Source organism: Rhodoferax sp. P1_F3, assembly GCF_056405715.1.
Map to the genome: position 1 here is coordinate 242,353 of NZ_JBFUBO010000006.1, position 23,894 is coordinate 266,246.

At 62.3% G+C, this 23,894-nt stretch carries 23 protein-coding genes and 1 pseudogene; 20 read left to right on the plus strand and 4 right to left on the minus strand.

Going from position 1 to position 23,894, the window contains the following annotated elements:
• Window positions 1–102: 102 nt before the first annotated feature.
• The gene (acs, locus tag AC1DZ5_RS11935; protein WP_477889266.1) at window positions 103–2,100 is read left to right on the plus strand and encodes an acetate--CoA ligase; all 1,998 of its coding nucleotides are present in this window, start codon (window positions 103–105) and stop codon (window positions 2,098–2,100) included.
• An 80-nt stretch (window positions 2,101–2,180) separates the two neighbouring features.
• Here the strand turns inward: acs and AC1DZ5_RS11940 are convergent, their stop codons facing one another.
• Window positions 2,181–2,495, minus strand: coding sequence for a c-type cytochrome (locus AC1DZ5_RS11940; protein WP_477889268.1), 315 nt, complete (start codon window positions 2,493–2,495; stop codon window positions 2,181–2,183).
• 96 nt (window positions 2,496–2,591) lie between these two features.
• Here AC1DZ5_RS11940 and AC1DZ5_RS11945 point away from each other — a divergent pair, with 96 nt between their 5' ends.
• Entirely contained in the window at window positions 2,592–2,837 is a 246-nt protein-coding gene (locus AC1DZ5_RS11945; protein WP_477889270.1) for a TIGR04438 family Trp-rich protein, read from the plus strand.
• A 61-nt stretch (window positions 2,838–2,898) separates the two neighbouring features.
• Here the strand turns inward: AC1DZ5_RS11945 and ilvD are convergent, their stop codons facing one another.
• Window positions 2,899–4,593, minus strand: coding sequence for a dihydroxy-acid dehydratase (gene ilvD / locus AC1DZ5_RS11950; RefSeq protein WP_477889272.1), 1,695 nt, complete (start codon window positions 4,591–4,593; stop codon window positions 2,899–2,901).
• 115 nt (window positions 4,594–4,708) lie between these two features.
• On the opposite strand from ilvD, the gene AC1DZ5_RS11955 reads away from it, so the two are divergent.
• The 8 genes and pseudogenes from AC1DZ5_RS11955 (at window position 4,709) to AC1DZ5_RS11990 (ending at window position 13,215) form a co-directional block, all read left to right on the plus strand.
• Complete coding sequence (locus AC1DZ5_RS11955) at window positions 4,709–5,656, plus strand: LysR family transcriptional regulator (RefSeq protein ID WP_477889274.1); 948 nt, start codon at window positions 4,709–4,711, stop codon at window positions 5,654–5,656.
• Window positions 5,640–6,391 (plus strand): annotated as a pseudogene (gene lgt, locus AC1DZ5_RS11960) (prolipoprotein diacylglyceryl transferase). The gene AC1DZ5_RS11955 and the pseudogene lgt overlap by 17 nt, the downstream one beginning before the upstream one ends.
• Before the next feature lie 109 nt (window positions 6,392–6,500).
• Entirely contained in the window at window positions 6,501–7,169 is a 669-nt protein-coding gene (locus tag AC1DZ5_RS11965) for a GntR family transcriptional regulator (RefSeq protein WP_477889276.1), read from the plus strand.
• Window positions 7,166–8,680, plus strand: coding sequence for a malonyl-CoA decarboxylase domain-containing protein (locus AC1DZ5_RS11970; protein ID WP_477889278.1), 1,515 nt, complete (start codon window positions 7,166–7,168; stop codon window positions 8,678–8,680). The genes AC1DZ5_RS11965 and AC1DZ5_RS11970 overlap by 4 nt, the downstream gene beginning before the upstream one ends.
• Window positions 8,681–8,699: 19 nt before the next feature.
• Window positions 8,700–9,701 (plus strand): Bug family tripartite tricarboxylate transporter substrate binding protein, encoded by a 1,002-nt coding sequence (locus tag AC1DZ5_RS11975; RefSeq protein WP_477889280.1) that lies wholly within the window; start codon window positions 8,700–8,702, stop codon window positions 9,699–9,701.
• Between the two features lie 16 nt (window positions 9,702–9,717).
• Window positions 9,718–10,539, plus strand: a complete 822-nt coding sequence (locus AC1DZ5_RS11980) for an enoyl-CoA hydratase/isomerase family protein (RefSeq protein ID WP_477889282.1) — start codon at window positions 9,718–9,720, stop codon at window positions 10,537–10,539.
• Between the two features lie 22 nt (window positions 10,540–10,561).
• Window positions 10,562–12,094 carry a malonate--CoA ligase gene (locus AC1DZ5_RS11985; protein ID WP_477889284.1) on the plus strand — a complete coding sequence of 511 codons (1,533 nt, stop codon included), beginning with the start codon at window positions 10,562–10,564 and terminating at the stop codon, window positions 12,092–12,094.
• 56 nt (window positions 12,095–12,150) lie between these two features.
• Window positions 12,151–13,215 (plus strand): HD domain-containing phosphohydrolase, encoded by a 1,065-nt coding sequence (locus tag AC1DZ5_RS11990; protein WP_477889286.1) that lies wholly within the window; start codon window positions 12,151–12,153, stop codon window positions 13,213–13,215.
• Window positions 13,216–13,251: 36 nt separating this feature from the next.
• Here AC1DZ5_RS11990 and AC1DZ5_RS11995 read toward each other — a convergent pair whose 3' ends face one another.
• Entirely contained in the window at window positions 13,252–13,695 is a 444-nt protein-coding gene (locus AC1DZ5_RS11995) for a universal stress protein (RefSeq protein WP_477889288.1), read from the minus strand.
• Window positions 13,696–13,799: 104 nt separating this feature from the next.
• Here AC1DZ5_RS11995 and AC1DZ5_RS12000 point away from each other — a divergent pair, with 104 nt between their 5' ends.
• The 9 genes from AC1DZ5_RS12000 to AC1DZ5_RS12040 all read left to right on the plus strand — a co-directional run bounded on the left by AC1DZ5_RS12000 (window position 13,800) and on the right by AC1DZ5_RS12040 (window position 21,570).
• Window positions 13,800–16,130: a heavy metal translocating P-type ATPase gene (locus AC1DZ5_RS12000; RefSeq protein WP_477889290.1), complete on the plus strand. Its 2,331-nt coding sequence runs from the start codon at window positions 13,800–13,802 to the stop codon at window positions 16,128–16,130.
• Window positions 16,130–16,267 carry a cbb3-type cytochrome oxidase assembly protein CcoS gene (gene ccoS, locus AC1DZ5_RS12005; protein WP_094478692.1) on the plus strand — a complete coding sequence of 46 codons (138 nt, stop codon included), beginning with the start codon at window positions 16,130–16,132 and terminating at the stop codon, window positions 16,265–16,267. Before AC1DZ5_RS12000 ends, ccoS begins: the two co-directional genes overlap by 1 nt.
• 99 nt (window positions 16,268–16,366) lie before the next feature.
• Window positions 16,367–17,803 (plus strand): cytochrome-c oxidase, cbb3-type subunit I, encoded by a 1,437-nt coding sequence (ccoN, locus tag AC1DZ5_RS12010; RefSeq protein ID WP_310345865.1) that lies wholly within the window; start codon window positions 16,367–16,369, stop codon window positions 17,801–17,803.
• Between the two features lie 12 nt (window positions 17,804–17,815).
• A complete protein-coding gene (gene ccoO, locus AC1DZ5_RS12015) occupies window positions 17,816–18,442 on the plus strand; it encodes a cytochrome-c oxidase, cbb3-type subunit II (RefSeq protein WP_477889293.1) in 627 nt (208 codons plus the stop codon).
• A gap of 17 nt (window positions 18,443–18,459) precedes the next feature.
• Window positions 18,460–18,597: a cbb3-type cytochrome oxidase subunit 3 gene (locus tag AC1DZ5_RS12020; protein WP_477889295.1), complete on the plus strand. Its 138-nt coding sequence runs from the start codon at window positions 18,460–18,462 to the stop codon at window positions 18,595–18,597.
• 18 nt (window positions 18,598–18,615) lie between these two features.
• A complete protein-coding gene (gene ccoP, locus AC1DZ5_RS12025; RefSeq protein ID WP_477889297.1) occupies window positions 18,616–19,527 on the plus strand; it encodes a cytochrome-c oxidase, cbb3-type subunit III in 912 nt (303 codons plus the stop codon).
• Between the two features lie 21 nt (window positions 19,528–19,548).
• Window positions 19,549–21,018, plus strand: coding sequence for a cytochrome c oxidase accessory protein CcoG (ccoG, locus tag AC1DZ5_RS12030; RefSeq protein WP_477889299.1), 1,470 nt, complete (start codon window positions 19,549–19,551; stop codon window positions 21,016–21,018).
• A 10-nt stretch (window positions 21,019–21,028) separates the two neighbouring features.
• Window positions 21,029–21,310, plus strand: coding sequence for a FixH family protein (locus AC1DZ5_RS12035; protein ID WP_477889301.1), 282 nt, complete (start codon window positions 21,029–21,031; stop codon window positions 21,308–21,310).
• 23 nt (window positions 21,311–21,333) lie between these two features.
• Complete coding sequence (locus tag AC1DZ5_RS12040; RefSeq protein ID WP_477889303.1) at window positions 21,334–21,570, plus strand: hypothetical protein; 237 nt, start codon at window positions 21,334–21,336, stop codon at window positions 21,568–21,570.
• A gap of 3 nt (window positions 21,571–21,573) precedes the next feature.
• On the opposite strand, the gene fnr is transcribed toward AC1DZ5_RS12040, so the two are convergent.
• The gene (gene fnr / locus AC1DZ5_RS12045) at window positions 21,574–22,293 is read right to left on the minus strand and encodes a fumarate/nitrate reduction transcriptional regulator Fnr (RefSeq protein WP_477889514.1); all 720 of its coding nucleotides are present in this window, start codon (window positions 22,291–22,293) and stop codon (window positions 21,574–21,576) included.
• 195 nt (window positions 22,294–22,488) lie between these two features.
• Between fnr and hemN the strand changes: the two genes are divergently transcribed.
• On the plus strand, window positions 22,489–23,889 hold the full coding sequence (hemN, locus tag AC1DZ5_RS12050) for an oxygen-independent coproporphyrinogen III oxidase (protein WP_477889305.1): 1,401 nt from the start codon (window positions 22,489–22,491) through the stop codon (window positions 23,887–23,889).
• Window positions 23,890–23,894 lie beyond the last annotated feature (5 nt).

The window sequence follows — 23,894 nt, forward strand, 5'->3', positions numbered from 1 at the left end:
TGAGTTTTTGGCGTAAATTCGTAAGCCAACAGCAAGTCAGTGGCTTGTAAGTGCAAACCGCGACATTGCGGGCAGTTTTGAATCGTCCCAGGAGACAAGAATATGAGTACATCGACATCGGCCATGGAATCCCTGCTGGTTGAAAACCGCGTGTTCCCCCCTAGCGAAGCCATGGTCAAGGCCGCGCGCATTTCCGGCATGGAGGGCTACAACGCCCTGTGCGCCGAAGCCGAGAAAGACTTTGAAGGCTTCTGGGCCCGTCTGGCGCGTGAAAACGTGCTGTGGAACAAGCCGTTCACCCGCACGCTGGACGAATCCAACGCGCCGTTCTACCAATGGTTTGACGACGGCGAGCTGAATGCCTCGGCCAACTGCCTGGACAAACACATCGGCACGCCCACCGAAAACAAAGTGGCCGTGATCTTTGAAGCCGACGACGGCACGGTGACCAAGACCACCTACAAAGAACTGCTGGCCCGCGTGAGCCAATTTGCCAATGCCCTGAAGGCCGATGGCGTGAAAAAGGGCGACCGCGTGTTGGTCTACATGCCCATGACGCTGGAAGGCGTGATCGCCATGCAGGCCTGCGCGCGCATTGGCGCTACGCACAGCGTGGTGTTTGGCGGCTTCTCGGCCAAGGCACTGCAAGAGCGCATCATCGATGCGGGTGCCGTGGCGGTGATCACCAGTAACTACCAGATGCGCGGCGGCAAAGAGCTGCCGCTCAAAGCCATCGTGGATGAAGGCTTGGCCATGGGCGGCTGCGAGTCGATCAAGACCGTGTACGTCTACCAACGCACGAAGACTGCCTGCAATATGGTGGCGGGCCGCGACAAGACCTTTGATGAAGCGTTGGCCGGCCAGAGCACAGAATGCGCACCGGTCCCGGTGGGCGCCGAGCATCCTCTGTTCATCCTTTACACCTCCGGCTCCACCGGCAAACCCAAAGGCGTGCAGCACTCCACGGGCGGCTACCTGCTGTGGGCCAAGCTGACGATGGACTGGACGTTTGACCTGAAGCCTGAAGATGTCTTCTGGTGCACCGCCGACATCGGCTGGATCACCGGCCACACCTATGTGGCTTACGGCCCGCTGGCCGCGGGCGCCACGCAAATCATTTTTGAAGGCATTCCTACCTTCCCGAACGCGGGCCGCTTCTGGCAGATGATTGAGCGCCACAAGTGCTCCATCTTCTACACCGCGCCCACGGCCATCCGCTCGCTGATCAAGGCTGCGGAAAGTGATGCGGCGGTGCATCCGGACCGCTCCGATTTGTCTAGCCTTCGCATCCTTGGCTCAGTGGGCGAGCCCATCAACCCAGAAGCTTGGATGTGGTACTACAAACACGTGGGCCACGAGAAATGCCCCATCGTGGACACCTTCTGGCAGACCGAGACCGGCGGGCACATGATGACGCCGCTGCCCGGCGCCACGCCGCTGGTGCCTGGCAGCTGCACGCTGCCACTGCCCGGCATCATGGCCGCCATCGTGGACGAAGTGGGTAATGACATTCCCAACGGCACCGGCGGCATTCTGGTGGTCAAGCGTCCCTGGCCGTCCATGATTCGCACCATCTGGAACGATCCCGAACGGTTCAAGAAGAGCTACTTCCCGGAAGAAATGGGCGGCACGCTGTACCTGGCCGGTGACGGCGCGGTGCGCAGCGCCGACCGTGGCTACTTCCGCATCACTGGGCGTATCGACGATGTGCTCAACGTGTCGGGTCACCGCATGGGCACCATGGAAATCGAATCGGCCTTGGTCTCCAAGACCGACCTGGTGGCCGAAGCCGCCGTCGTGGGACGTCCGGACGATTTGACGGGCGAGGCCATCTGCGCGTTTGTTGTGCTCAAGCGCTCACGTCCAACCGGCGACGAAGCCAAGGCCATTGCCAAGGAACTGCGCGATTGGGTGGCCAAAGAGATCGGCCCGATTGCCAAGCCCAAGGACATCCGCTTTGGCGAGAACCTGCCCAAGACGCGTTCGGGCAAGATCATGCGTCGCCTGTTGCGCTCGTTGGCCAAGGGCGAGGCGGTCACACAAGACACCTCCACACTGGAAAATCCGGCCATCCTGGATCAACTGGGCCAAGCGTACTGAGCGACTGACACCTGGCATGCGTCAGGCATGAAAAAGCCCGCTGCACTTTTGGTGCAGCGGGCTTTTTTGTATTAGCGCGTTTACTTGAGGCTCAAGATCCAGGCCGCCAGTTTTTTGGATTCGGCTTCGTTGACCTGCGAGTTGGCGGGCATGGGCACCGGACCCCAAACACCGCTACCGCCCTTGATGATCTTGGCGGCCAATTTGTCAGCAGCTGTTTTGTCGCCTTTGTACTTGGCAGCCACGTCTTTGTAAGCGGGGCCCACTAGCTTCTTGTCCACGGCATGGCAAGCCAGGCAGTTCTTGGAGGTGGCCAGCGCCAAGTCGGCAAATGCGGGTGTTGCCGACAGAACAGCAGTGGCACTCAGCGCAAGGGTGATCAGGGTTTTTTTCATCAGGGCCTCATCGGTTGGTTTACAGTCACTCAACGCCATTGTAGTGACGCGGGTTGACCCGAGTCTTACCATGGCCCCATAGAGCAGGAGAAGGCAATGTATTTCCTCGGTATTGGTTTGTTGTTGTTGGTCATGAAATACATGGAGATCGGGCCCGTGGCCACTTGGGCGTGGTGGATAGTACTCACGCCCTTTGGACTGGCAATGCTCTGGTGGTGGTGGGCCGACAGCACGGGCTACACCAAGCGCAAGGCGATCGAGCGTGAGAATGCGCGCAAGCAGGCCCGTATCGACAAAAACCGCCAGGCCATAGGCACGCTGGGCAGCAAAAAACGCCGCTAACAGCCTGCGCTGTTGAACGGCGTTTGCAAGTGCAGCCCGCTTGTGCGGGCTTTTGTTTGGCTTAGTAGTTGTCCAGTACCGCGCCCTTGCTCGCGCTGGATGCATTGAAGGCAAACTTGGCCTGCACACCGCGGTTGTAGCGCGGTGCAGGTGCCGTCCACGCTGCACGGCGCTTGGCAATCTCGGCCTCCGGCACATTCAGTTCCAGGATCAACTGGCGCGAATCGATGGTGATGGAGTCACCTTCCTGCACCAAGGCGATCACGCCACCGGCTGCCGCTTCAGGCGCCACGTGGCCCACCACCATGCCCCAGGTCCCGCCAGAGAAGCGGCCATCGGTGATCAGGCCCACGCTTTCGCCCAGGCCTTGACCAATCAAGGCACCGGTGGGCGCCAGCATTTCGGGCATGCCGGGGCCGCCCTTGGGGCCCAGGTAGCGCAGGACCATCACGTCGCCGGGAACAATTTTGTTGTCCAGAATGGCCTTGAGCGCCGACTGCTCATCATTGAACACACGGGCCGGGCCGGTCATCACCGGGTTCTTCAGGCCGGTGATCTTGGCCACTGCGCCTTCAGGGCTCAGGTTGCCCTTCAGGATGGCTAGGTGGCCCTGCTTGTACATCGGGTTGTCGATGGGGCGGATCACGTCCTGGTCGGCGCGCGGCACATCGGGAATGTCCTTCAACACTTCGGCCACGGTCTGGCCGGTGATGGTGATGCAGTCACCGTGCAGCAGGCCCGCGGCCAACAGCGTTTTCATCACTTGCGGAATACCGCCCGCGCGGTGCAGGTCCACGGCCAGGTACTTGCCGGACGGCTTCAGGTCGCACAACACGGGGGTCTTGACGCGCACGCGCTCAAAGTCGTCAATGGTCCACTCCACGCCCGCTGCGTGGGCAATGGCCAGAAAGTGCAGCACGGCGTTGGTGGAGCCACCGGTGGCCATGATGACGGCCACGGCGTTCTCGATGGACTTTTTGGTCACGATGTCGCGGGGCTTCAGGTCCTTCTTGATGGCTTCCACCAGCACCTTGGCCGATTCCTTGGCGGAGTTCATTTTTTCGTCGTGCGGGTTGGCCATCGTGCTGGAATAGATCAGCGAAATGCCCAGGGCTTCAAACGCGGATGACATGGTGTTGGCCGTGTACATGCCGCCGCAGGAACCAGTGCCGGGAATGGCGCGGCGCTCGATCTGCAGCAGGTCTTCGTCGCTCATGCGGCCGGCGGCGTTTTCACCCACGGCTTCAAACACGCTGACGATGTTCAGGTCTTTACCTTTGTAGGTGCCGGGCAGGATGGTGCCGCCGTAGACATAGATGGCGGGCACATTGGCGCGCAGCATGCCCATCAGGCCACCGGGCATGTTCTTGTCGCAGCCGCCGACCACCACCACGCCGTCCATCCACTGGCCCTGCACACAGGTCTCAATACAGTCAGAGATCACTTCGCGGCTCACCAAGCTGTATTTCATGCCCTCGGTGCCCATGGCCATGCCGTCGGAGATGGTGGGCGTACCGAACACTTGCGCGTTGCCACCGGCTTCTTCAATGCCGGCAATGGCTGCATCGGCCAGCTTTTGCAGGCCGCTGTTGCAAGGAGTGATGGTGCTGTGGCCGTTGGCGACACCGACCATGGGCTTCTTGAAGTCGCCTTCTTCGTAGCCCATCGCGTAGTACATGGAGCGGTTGGGTGCGCGGCTCTTGCCTTCGGTGATGTTCTTGCTGCGGGGGTTCAGGACGATGGGTTTGGTGGTCATTGTGTCTCTTTCGGGGTTGCCAATGGGGCAGGGGTAATTCAGGACTGACGGAGTATCGCGGTTGTCACTGATTCTTTCCAATCCATTATTCAAGGTGTATTAATATGTTTTACATATGAGTACGACACCCGCATCCACCCCCTGGATTGAGCTGCGCCTGTGGCGCCAGTTTGTCACCGTGGCTGAAGAGCTGCACTTTGGCCGCGCGGCCCTGCGCTTACACATGACGCAGCCGCCGCTCACCCAGGCGATTGCCCAGCTGGAGCGCAGCCTGGGCCTGCCTCTGTTCGCGCGCACCAAGCGCAGCGTGCAACTCACGCCCCAAGGCCTGGCGCTGCTGCCGCAGGCGCAGGAACTGCTGCAGCGCGCGCAGGGCCTGGTGGTGCAGGCGAGGGCGCTGGCGGTGGGGGAGTCGGGTCGACTGCGGTTGGCATTTGTGTCCACCGTGGGCTTTTCGCTGCTGCCGCAGTGGGTGATGGCGTTCCGCCAGGAGTTTCCGGGCGTGCAGCTCGATCTGGTGGAGGCTACGGGCGATGTGCAATTGCAGTTGCTCAAGTCTGACGAGGTGGACGCGGGCTTTGTGCTGCACGCCAGTGGCTTTGCCACCGAAGGCCTGCAGCGCTTAACCGTGGCGCAGGAGCCACTGGTGCTGGCACTGCCCGAGTCGCATCCCTTGGCCAAGCGCAAGACACTGCGCCTGTCTGATGTCTGGGCTCAGCCACTGGTGACCTTTCCTCGGCGCATCGTGCCATCGCTGTTTGATGCCATCTTCGGCATGTACCACGACGCGGGCAAGCTACCCGTGGTGGCGCAAGAGGCGATCCAGATGCAGACCATTGTGAATCTGGTGTCGGCAGGCCTGGGCGTGGCCTGGGTGCCGGCCAGCGTGCAACAGTTCCAGCGGCCCGGTGTGGTGTATCGCCAGGTGCAGGGCGCCGTGCCAGGTTGCGAAACCAGCCTGGTGTGGCAGCGCAGCAGTCCGGCCCTGGAGCGTTTCATGGCCTTCCACGATATTGCCCATGCCGCCAACGGGCACAATGCGGCCCATGCTGATCCATCCTGAAATCAACCCCGTCGCCCTGCAACTTGGCCCCCTGGCCGTGCACTGGTACGGCCTGACCTACCTCGCGGCCTTTGCACTATTCATGTTTCTGGGAAGCCGCCGGCTGCGCCACGCACCGTTCAACGCGTTGACCGGCCCGCAGGCCTGGACCTTCAAGGACGTGGAGGACATTCTGTTCCTGGGCGTGGTGGGCGTGGTTCTGGGGGGGCGCCTTGGCTACTGCTTGTTTTACAAGCCGGTGTTCTACGCCACCCACCCGCTGGAAATCTTCTATGTCTGGCAGGGCGGCATGAGCTTCCATGGCGGCATGCTCGGGGTGATTGCATCCATGGTCTGGTTTGCGCGTTCGCGTGCCAAGCCGTTCTGGCAGGTCGCCGACTTTGTGGCGCCTTGCGTGCCCACGGGCCTGGCCGCGGGGCGGGTTGGCAATTTCATTAACGGCGAGCTGTGGGGCCGCCTGGCCGACCCCACGCTGCCCTGGGGCATGGTGTTTCGCGGGGGGGGGGGCTGCTCTGGTGGTACGCCAGCACACCGCGCAAGCAGGGGCAGGTGGCGTCTGCCTTCCTGTTCGGCTATGGAGTGTTCCGCTTCATTGCCGAATTCTTTCGCGAGCCCGATGCCCATCTGGGCCTGCTGAGCCTGGGCATGAGCATGGGCCAGTGGCTGTGCGTGCCCATGATCGTGGGTGGTGCCATGCTCTGGCGCTGGGCCGGCGGCCGCAGCACGCAATCCTGATCGCTATCTAGGGTAAGTCCCCATGCCCGGACCGCGTCCGGGCTCTTTACGGTGTTTGGGTAATTACACATAATTACAGAAAATTATGATCCCTTGATTGCCCATATCCATGCGCCTGGTCCACAACTCCCTGCACGATGAAGTCGCCGACGGCCTGCGTGCGCGGATTTTTGATGGTGTGCTGGCGCCGGGCAGCTTTATTGACGAAGTGGCGCTATGCGCCGACCTGGCCATCTCGCGCACGCCGCTGCGCGAGGCGCTCAAGGTGCTGGCGGCCGAAGGCCTGGTGCGGCACGAGCCGCGGCGCGGCAGCTTTGTGAGCCAGGTGACTGAGCAGGATCTGGACGAAATATTCCCCGTCATTGCGCTGCTGGAAGGCCGCTGCGCATTGGAGGCCACGCGCAACGCGACGGACGCAGACATTGCCGCGCTGGAGGCCTTGCATACGAGCCTGCAGCAGCACGCCGCCGCCAAGCGCATCACCGACTACTACGCGGTCAACTTCACCATCCACGAAGCCATCATCACGCTGGCCAACAACCGCTGGCTGGCGCAAAGCATTGCTGATCTGCGCAAGATTTTGAAGCTGGCGCGCCTGCAGCAGCTGCACGCGCCGGGCCGGCTGGAGCAAAGCCTGAGCGAGCATCTGGCGGTGTTTGCCGCCATCAAGGCGCGCGATGGCGAAGCGGCGGACACGGCCATGCGCACCCATTTGCTGCGCCAGCGCGAGGCGCTGCGTGAACTGTCCCGCACCCAGAAAAGCAGGTTGCTCGCATGAACCAGGACTCGTGGATCAATCGCAACGTGGCGCGGCTCTTGCCCAAGAGTTCCAAACAAAAAGAGGCTGTAGCCCCCGTGGAACATGCGCTAGCAGCTCCTAAAACCGTAGCGCCTGCTACACCGCCACCTGCAGGCTCGGCGGCCGGAACCAAGGCCTCCGGCTCGGCGCGCTCCACGCGCGAGCGCCTGCACGCCACGTTGCGCCATGGGGACGAGGCCCTGTCGCCGCGCATGCTGCGCCGCACGCTGCATGAGCTGCAAGCGGTGATCGACGACCGCGTGAGCGAGGTCGAGGGCGGGCGCCGTGCCACGGCGCTGGCCGCCTGGTACGCGGGCGCTACGCTGGCGCGTCGGCGCGACATGTGGCTGTTGATGAGCGAGATGTTTGTGGCCGATGCGCAGAAGGTGAAAGCCGCCCAAGCCACCTTTGCCGCCGCCGTGGGCACGCCCGACGAGGCCGCCGCCGAGGTGCACTACCGCCGCGCCACTGTGTCGCCGCGCCGCCGCCTGCTGCAGCGCTTCAGCGTGGATGCACAGGGCATTCGCTTTCTGGTGAACCTGCGTGCCGAGATGCAGCCCAGCCTGAAGGGCGACAAGCGCCTGCAGGCGTTGGACGTAGAGATGGAGTACATGTTCTCCACCTGGTTTGACGTGGGCTTTCTGGACCTGCGCCGCATCAGCTGGGATTCGCCCGCCTCGCTGGTGGAAAAGCTCATCAAGTACGAGGCGGTGCACGACATCAAGAGCTGGGCCGATGTGAAAAACCGACTCGACTCGGACCGCCGCTGCTACGGCTTCTTCCACCCCCGCCTGCCCGACGAGCCGCTGATTTTTGTGGAGGTAGCGCTGGTGGACGTGCTGGCCGACAGCATCACACCGCTGCTGGACGAATCGGCCGACGCGGCGGACCTGAACGCCGCCACCACCGCCATTTTTTATTCCATCAGCACCACGCAAGATGGCCTGCGCGGCGTGAGCTTTGGCGATTCACTGATCAAGCGCGTCGTGGAGACGCTCAAGGCCGAGTTCCCCAAGCTCAAGACCTTTGCCACGCTCTCGCCCATTCCCGGCTTCCGCCAGTGGTTGGGCAAAAATGCGGGCACGCTGATCGACAAGCTGGATACCAACGCACGCGACGAACTGGGCCGGGCCGTGGGCTTTGAGCCGGTGACGGCCGCCCACTTTCTGGCCGCTGCCGAGACGGCGCTGGCACTGAAACCCTCGTCGGCCGTGCGCCATATGTTGCTGCGCTGTGCTGCGCAGTACCTGGGCCACGAGACCACGCAGGGCAAGCCGCTGGACGGTGTGGCACGCTTTCACCTGGGCAATGGCGCCCGCGTGGAGCGGCTGAACTGGGCCAGCGATCCGTCCCCCAAGGGGCTGAAGCAATCGTACGGGCTCATGGTCAATTACCTGTACGACCTCAAACGCCTGGACAAGCACCGCGAGATGCTGGCCCAGGGCAAGATTCCGGTGGCGTCTGCCATCAGCGAGTTGGCTTTCCAATAACTATTCTCAGGAGACACGCATGAACCGATTTCCCAACACCTCGCGCCGCCACTGGCTGCACACTGCCGCCGCGGCCGGCTTGGCCTGGGCGGCTGCACCGCTCACCGCACTGGCCCAGGCCGCGCGTTGGCCCGCCAAGCCGGTCACGCTGATCGTGCCGTTCCCCGCTGGCGGTGGCACCGACGCGTTTGCGCGCCCCCTGTCGGCCCAGTTTGCCAAGCTCACCGGCACCCAGCTGGTGATTGACAACCGGGGCGGTGCCGGCGGCACGCTGGGCGCCAGCATTGCGGCCAAGGCGCAGCCCGATGGCTACACGCTGTTCATGGGCGCGGTGCACCACGCCATCGCCCCCAGCATGTACCCCAAGTTGGACTACGACATCCAGAAAGACTTCATCCCGCTGGCGCTGGTGGCCAACGTGCCCCAGGTGCTGGTGGTGAACCCGAAAAACGTGCCAGGCGATTTCAAGGCCTTCCTGGCCCAGGTCAAGGCCAACCCAGGCAAGATGAACTACGGCTCGGCCGGCGGCGGCACCTCGCACCACCTGGCCGGCGAGCTGTTCAAGCAGCAGACCAACACCTTCATCACCCACATTCCCTACCGCGGTGCAGGCCCCGCGCTGCAAGACCTGATGGCGGGCAGTGTGGACATGATGTTTGACGGGCTGGGTTCCTCAGCGGGCCACATCAAGGGTGGGCGCATCAAGGCGCTCATGGTGTCGGGTACCAAGCGCAACGCGGCTTTCCCCGATGTGCCTTGCGCGGCCGAGCTAGGCTTGCCGGATTACACGGTGACCACCTGGTACGGCCTGTGGGCGCCCAAGGGCACGCCGGCTGATGTGCAGGCGCGCATTGTGGAAGAGGTGAACCGCCTGGCCGCGGCCGATGAAATCAAAACCAGCTGGGCCAACAACGGCGCCGAGTTTGGCAAACTCACGCCTGCGCAATTTGGCGCGTTTGTGGCGGCCGAGGTGAAACGCTGGGCTGCCGTGGTGAAAGCGTCTGGCGCCAAGCTGGACTGACAGAACAAAGGCAGGCATGGCGGAAAGCATCCACGTAGCGCAGGGTATGGGCGAAGGGCGGGGCGTGGTCAGCATCACGCTGTCGCACCCCGGTAAGTTCAACGCCATGTCACGCGCCATGTGGCGCGAACTGAAAGTGGTCTTCACCGCCATCCAGGCCGACCGGGAGGCACGCTGCGTGCTTCTGCGCGGGGAGGGTGGCCACTTCTGCGCCGGTGGCGACATTGCCGAGTACCCCAGCTTTCGCTTCAACGAGGCCGAGCTGCGCCAGTTCCACGAGGACGAGGTGTGGGGCGGCCTGCAGGCCCTGCTGGACTGTGATGTGCCCATCGTCGCGCAGATCGAGGGCAACTGCATGGGCGCGGGCGTAGAGATCGCCAGCTGCTGCGACCTGCGCATGGCTGGCCACTCGGCCCGCTTTGGCGCCCCGATCGCACGCCTGGGTTTTCCGATGGCGCCGCGCGAGGCCGCGCTGGTGGCGCAGGCCGCGGGCAGCACCGTGGCGCGCGCCATGCTGTTGGCAGCCGAGGTGTTTGACGCCCCCGCCATGCTGGCACGCGGCTTTCTGCTGCAGGTACACCACGACGCCGATGTGGCCATACACAGCCAGGCACTGGCGCAGCGCGTGGCCAGCTTGGCCCCGCTGGCGGCGCGCATGAATAAGCAGACCTTGCGGGCACTTCAAGCACAAAATAGGTCTCTATCCCCCGTAGATAGTGCGCCAGTAGCTCCTGATTCCATAGCAGACCTGACGGCTACCGCTTACGCCTATGCCGACAGCGCCGAGCACCGCGAAGGCATTGCCGCCTTTCTGGCCAAGCGCCAGCCGCAGTTTTAAACCAGATACCCGAGATCCAACCATGGCCCCCCAACTCGACAACGCCAACCTGTTCGCAGCGCTGCGCGCCGCCTTTCCCCACGACCTGAGCGCCTGCGCTGTCGAAACCGACAGCGGCCTTTACTACAGCTGGCGCGATCTGGACCAAGCCACCGCCATGGTGGCCAACCTGCTGGAGTTTCTGGAACTGCCCAAGGGCGCGCGCATTGCCGTGCAGGTAGAAAAATCCGTGGAGGCGCTGGTGCTGTACCTCGCCACGCTGCGTGCCGGCCTGGTCTACCTGCCGCTCAACACCGCCTACCAGAGTGCGGAGATGGCTTACTTCATCGAAGACGCCAAGCCCGCAGTCGTGGTGTGCAGCGGGCGCAACTTTGGCTGGGTCAGCAAGATGGCCTTTCTGGCCGGCACCAGCCATGTGTTCACGCTCAACGATGACCGCACCGGTTCGCTGTTGGACCGCGCCAGCCAGTTCCCCACCACCCACACCATCGCCCACCGCGATGCCAATGACCTGGCCGCCATCATCTACACCAGTGGCACCACGGGCCGCAGCAAAGGTGCCATGCTGAGCCACGGCAACATGCTGAGCAACGCACGTGTGCTGCAGACCTACTGGGACTGGCAGCCCGGTGACGTGCTGATCCACGCGCTGCCCATCTTCCATGTGCACGGTCTGTTTGTTGCCATTCACGGTGCGCTCATCAACGGCAGCAAGATGGTCTGGTGTGCCAAGTTCGACCCCAAGGTGGTGCTGCAGCATTTCCCGCGCGCCACCGTGTTCATGGGGGTACCCACGCTCTATGTGCGCCTGCTGGCCGAGGCCGGGCTCACCGCCCAGGTGACAAAGAACATGCGCCTGTTTGTTTCCGGCTCCGCGCCCATGTTGGTGGACACGCACCACCAGTGGCAGGCCCGCACCGGCCACACGATTCTGGAGCGCTACGGCATGTCCGAAACCGTGATGCTGACCTCCAACCCCGGCCGTGCTTCGGACGGTGAACGCAAGGTGGGCAGCGTGGGCAAGCCTTTGCCCGGTGTGCAACTGCGCGTGCGGGACGAAGCGGGCAAGGATTTGCCCCAGGGTGACACCGGTGGCATTGAGGTGCGCGGGCCCAATGTGTTCCAGGGCTACTGGCAGATGCCCGAGAAGACTGCACAGGAATTCACGGCCGATGGTTTCTTCAAGACCGGTGACGTGGGGCGCGTGGATGCTCAAGGCTATGTAACTATCGTGGGTCGCAGCAAGGACCTGATCATCAGTGGCGGTTACAACGTCTACCCGGCCGAGATCGAGGGCTACATCAACAACCTGCCAGGCGTGGCCGAGAGCGCCGTGGTGGGCGTGCCGGATGCCGACTTTGGCGAGGTGGGCGTGGCCGTGGTCGTGCCGCTCGCGGGCGCCACGGTAGACCCCACACAGGTGGTTGCCACGCTGAAATCCATGCTGGCCAACTTCAAGGTACCCAAGCGCTGCGTTGTCGTGGCCGAGCTGCCGCGCAATGCCATGGGCAAGGTGCAAAAAAACCTGCTGCGGGAGCAATACCGCGCAGGCTAAAAGAGGGGGCGGGCCTGCGTCGACTACAGTAGCCAGAACTTTGTCATATTTTGGTCATGCAGCACGCACTCATCGTTGACGACACCCCCGCCACCCTGGCCTTGCTGAGCGAGCTGGTGGAAAAACTGGGGGACTGCCGGGCCGTTCCTTTTGCAAACCCCTCCGAAGCCTTGGCCTGGTGTGAGCGCACGCCGGTCGACCTGGTGGTCGTGGACTACACCATGGATGGCATGGACGGTCTGGAGTTCATCCGCCGTTTTCGCAGCATTCCGGGCTGCGACATTGCCCCCATCATGATGGTGACCGCCAGTGACCAAAAGCCCGTGCGGTACCGCGCGCTGGACGCTGGGGCCAACGACTTCATGGCCAAACCGCTCGACAAGGTGGAGTTTCTGGCGCGCGCCAAGAACCTGCTGATCCTCAGCGATGCACGTACCAAGCTGGCCGACCGGGCAGCCTGGCTGGCGGACGAGGTACAGAAAGCCACGGCCGAGATTTTGGCGCGTGAGCGTGATACGGTCATGCGCCTCTCGCGCGCTGCCGAGTTTCGCGACCCCGAGACCGGTGCCCATATCTCACGCATGGCGCATTACTCCAGATTGATTGCCAAGGGGCTGGGCATGACCGAGGCCGACCAGGACCTGCTGCTGGAAGCGGCGCCCATGCACGACCTGGGCAAAGTGGGCATTGCTGACAGCATCTTGCTCAAGCCCGGACGGCTGACGGAGGCGGAGTTTGTCATCATGAAGCAGCACGCGGTCTACGGGTACGAGCTCCTGCAAGGTAGTGCCTCGCGCGTTCTGCAAACGGGGGCGGAGATTGCGCTAGGCCACCACGAAAAGTTTGACGGTAGCGGGTACCCCCAGGGCCTCAAGGGCGAGGCCATTCCGCTGTTCAGCCGCATCGTGGCGGTGGCCGATGTGTTTGATGCGCTGACCTCCGAGCGCCCCTACAAAAAAGCCTGGACGCTGGAGGAGGCGGTGGACTTTCTCACCGCAGGCGCCGGTACCCATTTCGACCCCCGTTGCGTGCAAAGCTTCCTTAATGCCTGGGACGACATCACGGCAGTGCGCGCCCTGCATGCCGACGATGGCGAGTCGAAGTTGCTATCGATCTTGTAGCATTCAAGGAAGGATATTCGGGGGCTAGGGCTCGATTTATCGCAAAACCAGGACAGGAATGTGGCTGTGCGTGAGTACGTGCTGGGTCTCGCTGCCCAGCAGCAGGCGCTGCAAGCCGCGCCGCCCGTGCGAAGCCATCACGATCAGGTCGCAGTGTTGCTGCTTGGCCGCTGCCAGCAGCGCATCTGACACGACTTCGCCGCGCACCACCAGGGCCTGGGCTTTAACCCCCTTGGCCAGGGCCGCTTTTTGCACAGCGTCCACCACCACCTGGGCGGCGTCGGCCCAGCTTTTTTCGACGCGCTGCACGTCTGCAGATTCAAGCGCAATGCCGCCATCAAAGTAGGCCTGCGGGTAACGATGCACCACCTGCAGTGCGACCAGTTCTGCGCCGCACAGGGCGGCCAGGTCGATGGCACTGCTGACAGCCTTGTCAGACAGGGAGGTGCCATCGGTAGCGACGAGGATGCGTTGGTACATAAAGGCTCCTTGTAGGTAAGAGGCTTTCAGGTTACGCTGGTTTCCACATGGCCGCTTGATCTGTATCAAGCTTTTTACACATGTAACCCCGCACACTTCATCCCATGAACGTTGCAACCCTGCCCAGTCCCGCTTTTGCGCCGCATGCCCCCGGCGTGCTGGCTTTGCTGGACGACCCGCAGGAGTGGAGCGCCTTTAGCCGGGCCAACGCCCAGATGCCAGACCAGTGGGAGTCCAGCGTGGTGATCGAAGGCATGCACTGCGCAGCCTGCTCGCTGACAGTGGAAGACGCCCTGCGCCAGGTGCCCGGTGTGCTCAGTGCGCACGTCAGCGCCGCCAGCCAGCGTGCGCGCGTGGTGTGGTCGGCGTCGGCAGTGCTGCCATCCCGCTGGATGCAGGCCGTGCAGCGTGCGGGGTATCGCGCCGTGCCTGCCAACGATGTGTTTGCCAGCGAACGCCGCCGCGTAGCCTCGCGCCAGGCGCTGTGGCGCTGGCTGGTGGCAGGCCTGTGCATGATGCAGGTGATGATGTACGCGTGGCCCGCCTACATTGCCCAGCCCGGCGACCTGACAGCCGAGATGGAACAGCTGCTGCGCTGGGCCTCGTGGGTGCTGACGCTGCCGGTCATTCTGTTTTCCTGCGGCCCGTTCTTCAAGAGCGCCTTGCAGGACATCGTGCACGCGCGCATCAGCATGGACCTGCCCGTGGCCCTGGGCATGGCCATCACCTTCGCCGTCAGCACCGCAGGTACCTTTGACCCGCAAGGCCTGTTTGGTCGCGAGGTCTACTTTGACTCGCTGACCATGTTTGTGTTTTTTCTGCTGACCGGTCGCTGGCTGGAACTGCGCCTGCGGGACCGTACGGCGGGCGCGCTGGAGGCGCTGATGAACCGCCTGCCCGACAGTGTGGAGCGCCAGACGGCAGATGGCAGTTTTATGCCTGTAGCGGTGCGCCGCCTGCAGATAGGCGACTTGATCCGTGTGCAGGCTGGCCAGGCCTTTGCCGCCGACGGCGTGGTCGAGCAGGGCCAGACGCTGGTGGACGAGGCGCTTCTGTCCGGCGAGTCGCGCGCATTGCCGCGCGGTGTTGGTTCTGGGGTAGTGGCGGGCAGCCACAACCTGCATGCCACGGTGCTGGTGCGGGTGCAACAGGTGGGCGAGGGGACGCGGTTTGCGCAGATCGTGGCGTTGATGGACAGCGCCTCCACCACCAAGCCACAGGGTGCGTTGCTGGCGGACCGTCTGGCCAAACCTTTTTTATTGGCGGTGCTGGTGGCGGCTGTGTTGGCCTGTGCCTGGTGGTGGGGGCGTGACCCCGGCCATGCGCTGATGGTAGCCGTGGCGGTGCTGGTGGTGACCTGTCCGTGCGCACTGTCGCTGGCCACACCGGCGGCCATGCTGGCGGCGGCGGGCCGCCTGGCCCGCGCTGGTCTGATGGTGCGCAGGTTGCCGGCGCTGGAGGCACTGGCAGCAGTGGACACCGTGGTGTTTGACAAAACCGGCACCCTGACGCGTGAGGCCATGGGCCTGCATGCCGTGCATACCCGCGCCGGAGTCTCGCGGGATGATGCGCTGGACATGGCCGGCGCCGTGGCGCAACACTCCTTGCATCCGGCTTCGCGGGCACTGGTGGCCGCGGCAGGTCAGGCAGGACGGGCTCATCGCTGGACCTGTGCCGCCGCAGAGGAGTTTGTGGGCCAGGGCGTGCAGGGGGTGGTGGTTGGTACCGGGATAGACACAACCGGGCAGGGCAGTCTGCTGCGATTGGGCACCGCCGTGTTTTGCCAAGTCAGCAATCCCGCGCCGGGCCAGACCGGCCTGCAGGTGTACCTGAGCGATACGCAGGGTTGGCTTGCCACCTTTGATTTGGATGAAGACCTGCGCACCGAGGCCGTGGCGGTGGTGCAGGCCCTGCAGACGCAGGGTATTGCGGTTCACCTGCTGTCAGGTGACCGCATGGCGTCGGTGGCGCAGGTAGCAAGTCGGCTGGGCATTGCGCAGGCGCAGGGTGGCTGTTCCCCCGCCGACAAGCTGGCCTATTTGCAGCAGTTGCAGCGCGCGGGCCACAAGGTGGCCATGGTGGGCGACGGGCTCAATGACGGGCCGGTGCTGGCCGGTGCCCATGTCTCGTTTGCGTTTGGCAATGCCGTGCCGCTGGCCCAGGCGCGTTCTGACTTTGTGCTGCTCGGCGGCAGCCTGCAGCAGGTGGTGCTGGCGGTCCAGCTGGCCCGCAAGACCCTGCAGGTGGTGCGGCAAAACCTCTGGTGGGCGCTGCTCTACAACGCGGCCTGTGTGCCACTGGCCGTGGTGGGCTGGTTGCCCGCCTGGCTGGCTGGGCTGGGCATGGCCAGCAGTTCACTGGTAGTGGTGCTCAACGCCTTGCGTCTGAGCCGTGACACCACAACGCTGACAACCGTCGCACAGCAGGGGGCTTGATGGACATTTTGTATTTGCTGATTCCGTTGTCTGTGGTGCTGGTCTTCTTCATCCTGGGAGGGTTGTGGTGGGCCATCGACCGGGGGCAGTTCGAGGACATTGAGTCCGAAGGGGAGCGCATTCTGCGCGACCCTTGAATCGTGTGCGGGTTTTATGGCCCGCGGTTGATATGGGTCAACCCAGGCACCGGCGCCCGGACTGACACTCGCTTAGCAGTTATCCAAGAAGAGGTACAAATGGCATTTCCAAATCAACAGGCGACCGTGTACAACGATACCGTTGTGCGCCAATTCGCCATCATGACCGTGGTGTGGGGCGTGGTCGGCATGCTGGTGGGGGTGATCATCGCCGCTCAGCTCGCCTGGCCCGAACTGAACTTCGGTATTCCCTGGCTGACCTACGGGCGCTTGCGTCCCTTGCATACAAACGCGGTGATTTTTGCGTTCGGCGGTTGCGGTCTTTTTGCATCGGCTTACTACGTGGCGCAGCGAACCTGCCAGGTCCGGCTGTTCGGCGACAAGCTGGCGGCCTTCACGTTCTGGGGCTGGCAACTGGTCATTCTGGCCGCCGCCATTTCCCTGCCACTGGGTTACACGCAGGGCAAGGAATACGCAGAGCTGGAGTGGCCCATCGATATCTTGATCACCCTGGTCTGGGTGTCGTTTGCCATCGTGTTCTTCGGCACCATTGGCACCCGCAAGGTCAAGCACATCTACGTGGCCAACTGGTTCTTTGGTGCCTTCATTCTGGCGGTGGCCATCCTGCATCTGGTCAACAGTGCAGCGATTCCTGCCGGCTGGATGAAGAGCTACTCCGCCTACGCCGGTGTTCAGGATGCCATGGTGCAGTGGTGGTACGGCCACAATGCCGTGGGCTTCTTCCTCACCGCGGGCTTCCTGGGCATGATGTATTACTTCATTCCCAAGCAGGCTGAGCGCCCTGTGTACAGCTACCGCCTGTCCATCGTCCACTTCTGGGCGCTGATCTTCACCTACATGTGGGCGGGTCCTCACCACCTGCACTACACCGCATTGCCTGACTGGACCCAGTCGGTCGGCATGGTGTTCTCCCTGATCCTGTTGGCGCCCAGCTGGGGCGGCATGATCAACGGCATCATGACCCTGAGCGGTGCATGGCACAAGCTGCGCGATGACCCCATCCTGCGTTTCCTGATCGTGTCCCTGTCCTTCTACGGCATGTCCACGTTCGAGGGCCCCATGATGTCCATCAAGACCGTGAACGCGCTGAGCCACTACACCGACTGGACCATTGGCCACGTGCACTCCGGCGCCCTGGGCTGGGTGGGTCTGGTGACCATGGGTTCCATGTACTACCTGATTCCTCGCCTGTTCGGCCAGAAGCAGATGTACAGCGTCAAAGCGATCGAGCTGCACTTCTGGACCGCCACCATCGGCATCGTGATCTATATCGCTGCCATGTGGATTGCCGGTGTGATGCAGGGCCTGATGTGGCGCGCCATCAACCCCGATGGAACGTTGACCTACACCTTTGTGGAATCGGTCAAGGCAACCTATCCCTTCTATGTTTTGCGCTTGCTGGGCGGTCTGCTCTATCTGGGCGGCATGCTGATCATGCTGTGGAACACGCTGAAGACCGCGACCGCGGGGCGTGCTGTGGCCGTCAACATTCCTGCAGCCGTCGCACACGCTTGAGAGGCTATTCACATGACAAACCCAACACCCAAATCCGGTATCTCGCACGAGAAGATCGAGACCAACAACTTTCTGATGATTGTGCTGATCCTGCTGGTGCTGCTGGTAGGCGGCATGGTGGAAATCGTGCCCTTGTTCTTCCAGAAATCCACCACCGAGCCTATCAAGGGCATCAAGCCCTACACCGCACTGCAACTGGCCGGGCGTGACATCTACACCCGTGAAGGCTGCTACAACTGCCACTCGCAGATGATTCGCCCTTTCCGTGCTGAGACGCTTCGCTACGGCCACTACTCGGTGGCAGGCGAGTCGGTGTATGACCACCCCTTCCAGTGGGGCAGCAAGCGCACCGGCCCCGACCTGGCCCGTGTGGGTGGCAAGTACAGCGATGAATGGCACCGCATCCACCTGACCAACCCGCGTGACCTGGTACCTGAGTCCAACATGCCGGCCTACCCCTGGCTGGAGAAGACTCTGGTGGACGCTGACAGCCTGCCCAGCCACATGACGGCCCTGCGCAAGGTTGGTGTGCCCTACACGGACGAAGAAATTGCCAAGGCCAGTGCGGATGTCAAAGGCAAGACTGAATTGGAAGCGACCATCGCCTTCCTGCAGTCCCTGGGCCTGGCCCTCAAGTAACCGACCAGGAGCACAACATGGATATCAATACCCTGCGCTCGTTGACCACGGTGGTCAGTTTTGCGGTGTTCATTGGCATCGTCTGGTGGGCGTGGTCGCGCAAGCGGTCTGCGGATTTTGACGAAGCTGCCAACCTGCCTTTCGAGCAGGACTGACCCGAACAAGGAATCAAGATGAGTGACTTTACCAACAACTTCTGGTCTGTTTATGTGGCCGCCATCACGGTGATTGGCATCGTGGCCTGCCTGTTGCTGCTGTGGTTCAGCGGCAAAGCCAAGGCCATGACCGCGAACGACAACACCACCGGCCACGTGTGGGACGGTGACCTGCGCGAGATGAACAACCCGCTGCCCCGCTGGTGGGTGTGGCTGTTCGTCATCACCATTGTGTTTGCGCTGGTGTACCTAGCCTTGTACCCGGGCCTGGGCAACTTTGCAGGCAAGCTGGGTTGGACCCAGGCGGGCCAGTACCAGGCGGAGGTAGACAAGGGCAACCAGGAAGTTGCCCCCCTGTATGCCAAGTTCGCTGCCATGAAGCCCGAAGACATTGCCAAGGACCCCCAGGCCCATGCGATTGGCGAGCGACTGTTCATGAACAACTGCTCCCAGTGCCACGGCTCTGATGCGCACGGCTCCAAGGGGTTCCCCAACCTGACGGACGCTGACTGGTTGCACGGTGGTACACCTGACAAAATCGTCGAAACCCTGACACTGGGTCGTGTGGGCCAAATGCCACCGATGGCTGCGGCTGTGGGCACGCCCGACGATGTGAAGAACGTGGCCAACTACGTACTGAGCCTGTCGGGCAGTCCCCATGACTCGGTGCGCGCTGCATTGGGCAAGTCCAAGTTCGCGGCCTGCGCTGCTTGCCATGGACCTGATGGCAAGGGCAACCAGGCTCTGGGTGCCCCCAACCTCAGCGACGATATCTGGCTGCATGGCTATGGCGAGAACGCCATCATCGCCATGGTGAACAACGGCAAAGTGAACCAGATGCCAGCACAGGCAGACAAGCTCACCACCGCCCAGATCCAAGTGCTGGCCTCCTACGTCTGGGGCCTGTCCAACGGCGCTGCAGCGAAGTAAGGGCTGGTGTCGGGAACCCACTTGAACACTTCTACCAACGCCCCGCACAACAAGGTGATCCCCATCGCCGTGTCGCCTGACAAGGGGCCAATTGCGCCCCCTGAAGGGGCCGATGCGGAGATGGTGGCGCTGTACGAGGCGCACAAGAAAATCTACCCGCGTAGCGTGACGGGTTTTTTCTCACGCTGGCGTTGGGCCTGTGTGTTCTTGACCCAACTGGTCTTCTACGGCCTGCCGTGGCTGGAGTGGGGCCAGCGCCAGGCCGTGTTGTTTGACTTGGGTGCGCGACGATTCTTCATATTCAACCTGGTGCTGTACCCGCAAGACTTCGTGTACCTCACGGGCTTGCTGGTCATCTCCGCGCTAGGCTTGTTTCTGTTTACTGCGGTAGCGGGGCGGCTGTGGTGTGGTTATGCCTGCCCGCAAACGGTCTACACCGAAATCTTTCTCTGGCTGGAAAAACTCACCGAAGGTGACCGCTCGGTCCGCATGCGCCGCGATGCCGGACCGTGGACTCCCGAAAAACTGCTGCGCAAAACGGCCAAGCAGTGCCTGTGGATCGGTGTGGCACTGTGGACCGGCTTTACCTTTGTAGGCTACTTCACACCCATCCACACGCTGTCCAGTGAAGTGCTGGCGTTGACTTTGGGTCCATGGGAGATTTTCTGGGTGCTGTTTTATGGCTTTGCCACCTATGGCAATGCCGGCTTCCTGCGCGAGCAGGTGTGCAAATACATGTGCCCGTATGCGCGTTTCCAAAGCGCCATGTTTGACAAAGACACGCTGGTGGTCACCTACGACCAGGAGCGTGGTGAGCCGCGTGGCGCACGGTCTAAAAAGGCCGACCCTGCGGCCCTGAACCTGGGGGCCTGTGTGGACTGCAGTCTGTGCGTTCAGGTGTGCCCCACGGGCATCGACATCCGCAAGGGGCTGCAATACGAATGCATAGGCTGTGGTGCCTGCGCCGATGTGTGCGATACGGTCATGGACAAGATGGGCTACCCCCGGGGGTTGGTGAAATATTCCACCCAAAACGCTGTGAGCCAGCATTGGACCCCGGCCCAGACCTTGCGCCATGTGCTTCGCCCGCGCGTGCTGGTGTACACCGGAATTTTGGGGGCAGTGGTGGTGGCCATGCTGGTGAGTTTGTACCTGCGGCCCGCCTTCAAGGTGGATGTAGAGCGGGACCGCGGTGCGCTGGCCCGCATCGCTCCTGGTGGTCGTATTGAAAATGTGTTCCGTCTGCAAGTGATGAACGCCGCTGAAACCCAACAGCGCTTTGCAATCGCGGTGGAAGGGCTGCCCGGGCTGGCGGTGGCGTCTGAGCCCGCGATTGAGATTGACGCCACCCAGTCGCGCTGGGTTGCCGTGCGCGTGCAACTGCCTTATGAAGGTGCTGCGGCTGGCTCGCACCCCTTCCATTTCACGGTGACCGCAGAGCAGGGCGGTGCCCAGGTTACCGAAAAATCCGTGTTTATTGTTCCCCGTTAAGGAGATTTTTATGTCCGATTCCGCAACAATTGATTCGCGCCCCTGGTGGCAATTTGGTCATGTGTGGCTGGTGGTGTCTGGGCCATTGACCGTGGTGATCGCGAGCTTCTTCACCTTCTACCTTGCGGCGGTGGGAACCGACCCACTGGTCGATGAGAACTACTACCAAAAGGGCGTGGAGATCAACCGTACCTTGTCGGATGCTCCGCAAAGTCTGGCGCCTGCCATGCAGGCGCGTAACCATGCGGCGACTGGGGTGGTAGATCCCGTCATGGTGCCCAAAGCGCCCTGACCGGGGTGCGCGAAAGGAGTTCTATGCGCGGCAAATGGATGGCCATTGTCTGGCCGGCCTTTTTGATGGCTTGCGTGCTGGAGATACTGGTGTTCGCACTGATAGACCCACAGGATTTGCAGTGGCTGGGTCTTCCCCTGGAACTCTCACGCAAGGGCGTCTACACCTTGTTTTTTTTCACGTTCTGGGCCGTGACGTCGGTCTCCAGCATACTCACCGCGGTACTCAGCCTGAGTGCTGCCGAGATCAACGAAGAATAAAGATCAGCTGCAGATCTTGGGATTGACGATGTCCTTGAGTGCATCGGTGTTGAGAATGCGCACGTGGCGCTGCTTCACCTCCACAATGCCGTCGTCCACAAACTTGGAAAAGGTGCGGCTTACGGTCTCCAACTTCAGACCCAGGTAGCTGCCGATTTCCTCGCGTGTCATGCGCAAGACCAATTCCGACTGTGAAAAGCCCCGTGCATGCAGGCGCTGCACCAGGTTCAGCAAAAATGCCGCCAGACGCTCCTCGGCCCGCATGCTGCCCAGCAGCAACATGACCCCGTTCTCGCGCACGATCTCGCGGCTCATGATCTTGTGCACATGGCGCTGTAGCGCGTTTACTTCGCGTGAGAGTTCTTCAATGCGGTCAAACGGCATGACGCAGACCTCTGCATCTTCCAGCGCAACTGCATCGCAACTGTGGCGCTCGTTCACGATGCCATCCAGCCCAATGACTTCACCCGCCATTTGAAAGCCAGTCACCTGGTCGCGGCCATCTTCCGAGGCCACGCAGGTTTTGAAGAAGCCGGTGCGAATGGCGTACAGGCTGGTAAAGCGCTCTCCACTGCGAAACAGGGTGTCGCCGCGTTTGACCTTGCGCCGGCTGGCCACCACGTCGTCAATGCGGTCCAGCTCGCTGGGGCTCAGGCCCAAGGGCATGCACAGCTCGCGCAAATTGCAGTTGGAGCACGCCACTTTGATGGTCTGCGGGCTCAGAGGCGCCGTAGACACAGGCGTAATGGCGATCGGCGTTTGGGCCTCGCCTGGTTTTCCGGTCCGCATAGTTGTTTCAAACATGGTATTCCCCTGATGCAAGTCAATTATCCGCCTAGCCAAGCGCGGGCGGCTTGATTTGGATCAAGGTCACGCTTCGCGGTTTGCGTCACAGTTGCTGCGTTAGATGGAGCATTCATGAACGCTGTCGCCGAACCCACCTCTGTACCCGAAGGATTGTTGACCCGTTTTGACGTTTCAGGGCCGCGTTACACCTCGTACCCTACCGCAGACCGCTTTGTGGAGGCTTTTACGGCCGATGACTATGCGCAGGCACTGTCACAACGCCGTAGCGGGGCCGCGGCGCTGGCGCTGGCGCTGTCCCTGTATGTGCACATTCCGTTTTGCGAGTCGCTGTGCTACTACTGCGCCTGCAACAAAATCATCACCAAACACCATGACCGCGCCGCGCCCTATCTGCGCTACCTGAGCCGCGAGGTGGACCTGCATACGGCCCTCATTGGCCGCGGACAGGCTGTCAGCCAGTTGCATTTGGGCGGCGGCAGCCCTACTTTTTTGAATGATGACGAGCTGCGCGAGCTCATGGGCATGTTGCGGCGCAACTTCAATCTCGCACCTGGTGGCGAGTATTCCATCGAAGTGGACCCGCGCACGATTGACGCACGGCGCCTGGACACCCTGGCCGAACTGGGCTTCAACCGCCTGAGCTTTGGTGTGCAGGACTTTGACCCCACCGTGCAAAAGGCGGTGCACCGGGTGCAACCGGCCGAGCAGGTGTTTGCGTTGGTAGAGGCCGCCCGGGCCCGTGGCTTTGAGTCCATCAATGTTGATTTGATTTACGGCCTGCCGCAGCAAAGCCCCGAGTCGTTCGACCGCACGCTGGCGCAGGTCAACCAGCTGCGCCCCGACCGCATCGCCCTGTATGCCTACGCCCATTTGCCCGAGCGCTTCAAGCCTCAGCGGCGCATTGCCACCGTCACCTTGCCCAGCGCAGCCTCCAAGGTGTCCATGCTCTCGCGCTCGTTGGCGGCCTTCATGGGGGCGGGCTATGTCTATGTGGGCATGGACCACTTTGCCTTGCCCCAAGACGCGCTGGCCGTGGCCAAGCGGCAAGGGCGGCTGCACCGCAACTTTCAGGGCTACAGCACCCAGCCCGATTGCGACCTGATCGCACTGGGCGTGTCTGCCATTGGTCGCATTGGCGCTACCTACAGCCAAAACGCCAAGACGCTGGACGAGTACTACGACTACCTGGACCAGGGACGTTTCCCCGTGGTGCGCGGCTTGGCCGTGACGCGCGATGACTTGGTGCGCCGCGCTGTCATCATGGCGCTGATGTGCCAGGGCCAGCTGCAGTTCGAGTCCATCAATCTGGCCTTTCTGGTGGAGTTCAAAAGCTACTTTGCCGCCGAAATGAAAGCCCTGGAGACACTGGTAGAGCAGGGCCTGGTGACGGTGGATGCCAGCGGCATCCAGGTCACCGCACAGGGCTGGTTCTTTGTGCGTGCGGTGGCCATGGTGTTTGACAAGTACCTGCAGACGGACCGTACCCGAGCCCGCTTTTCCAAGATCATTTAGCATCG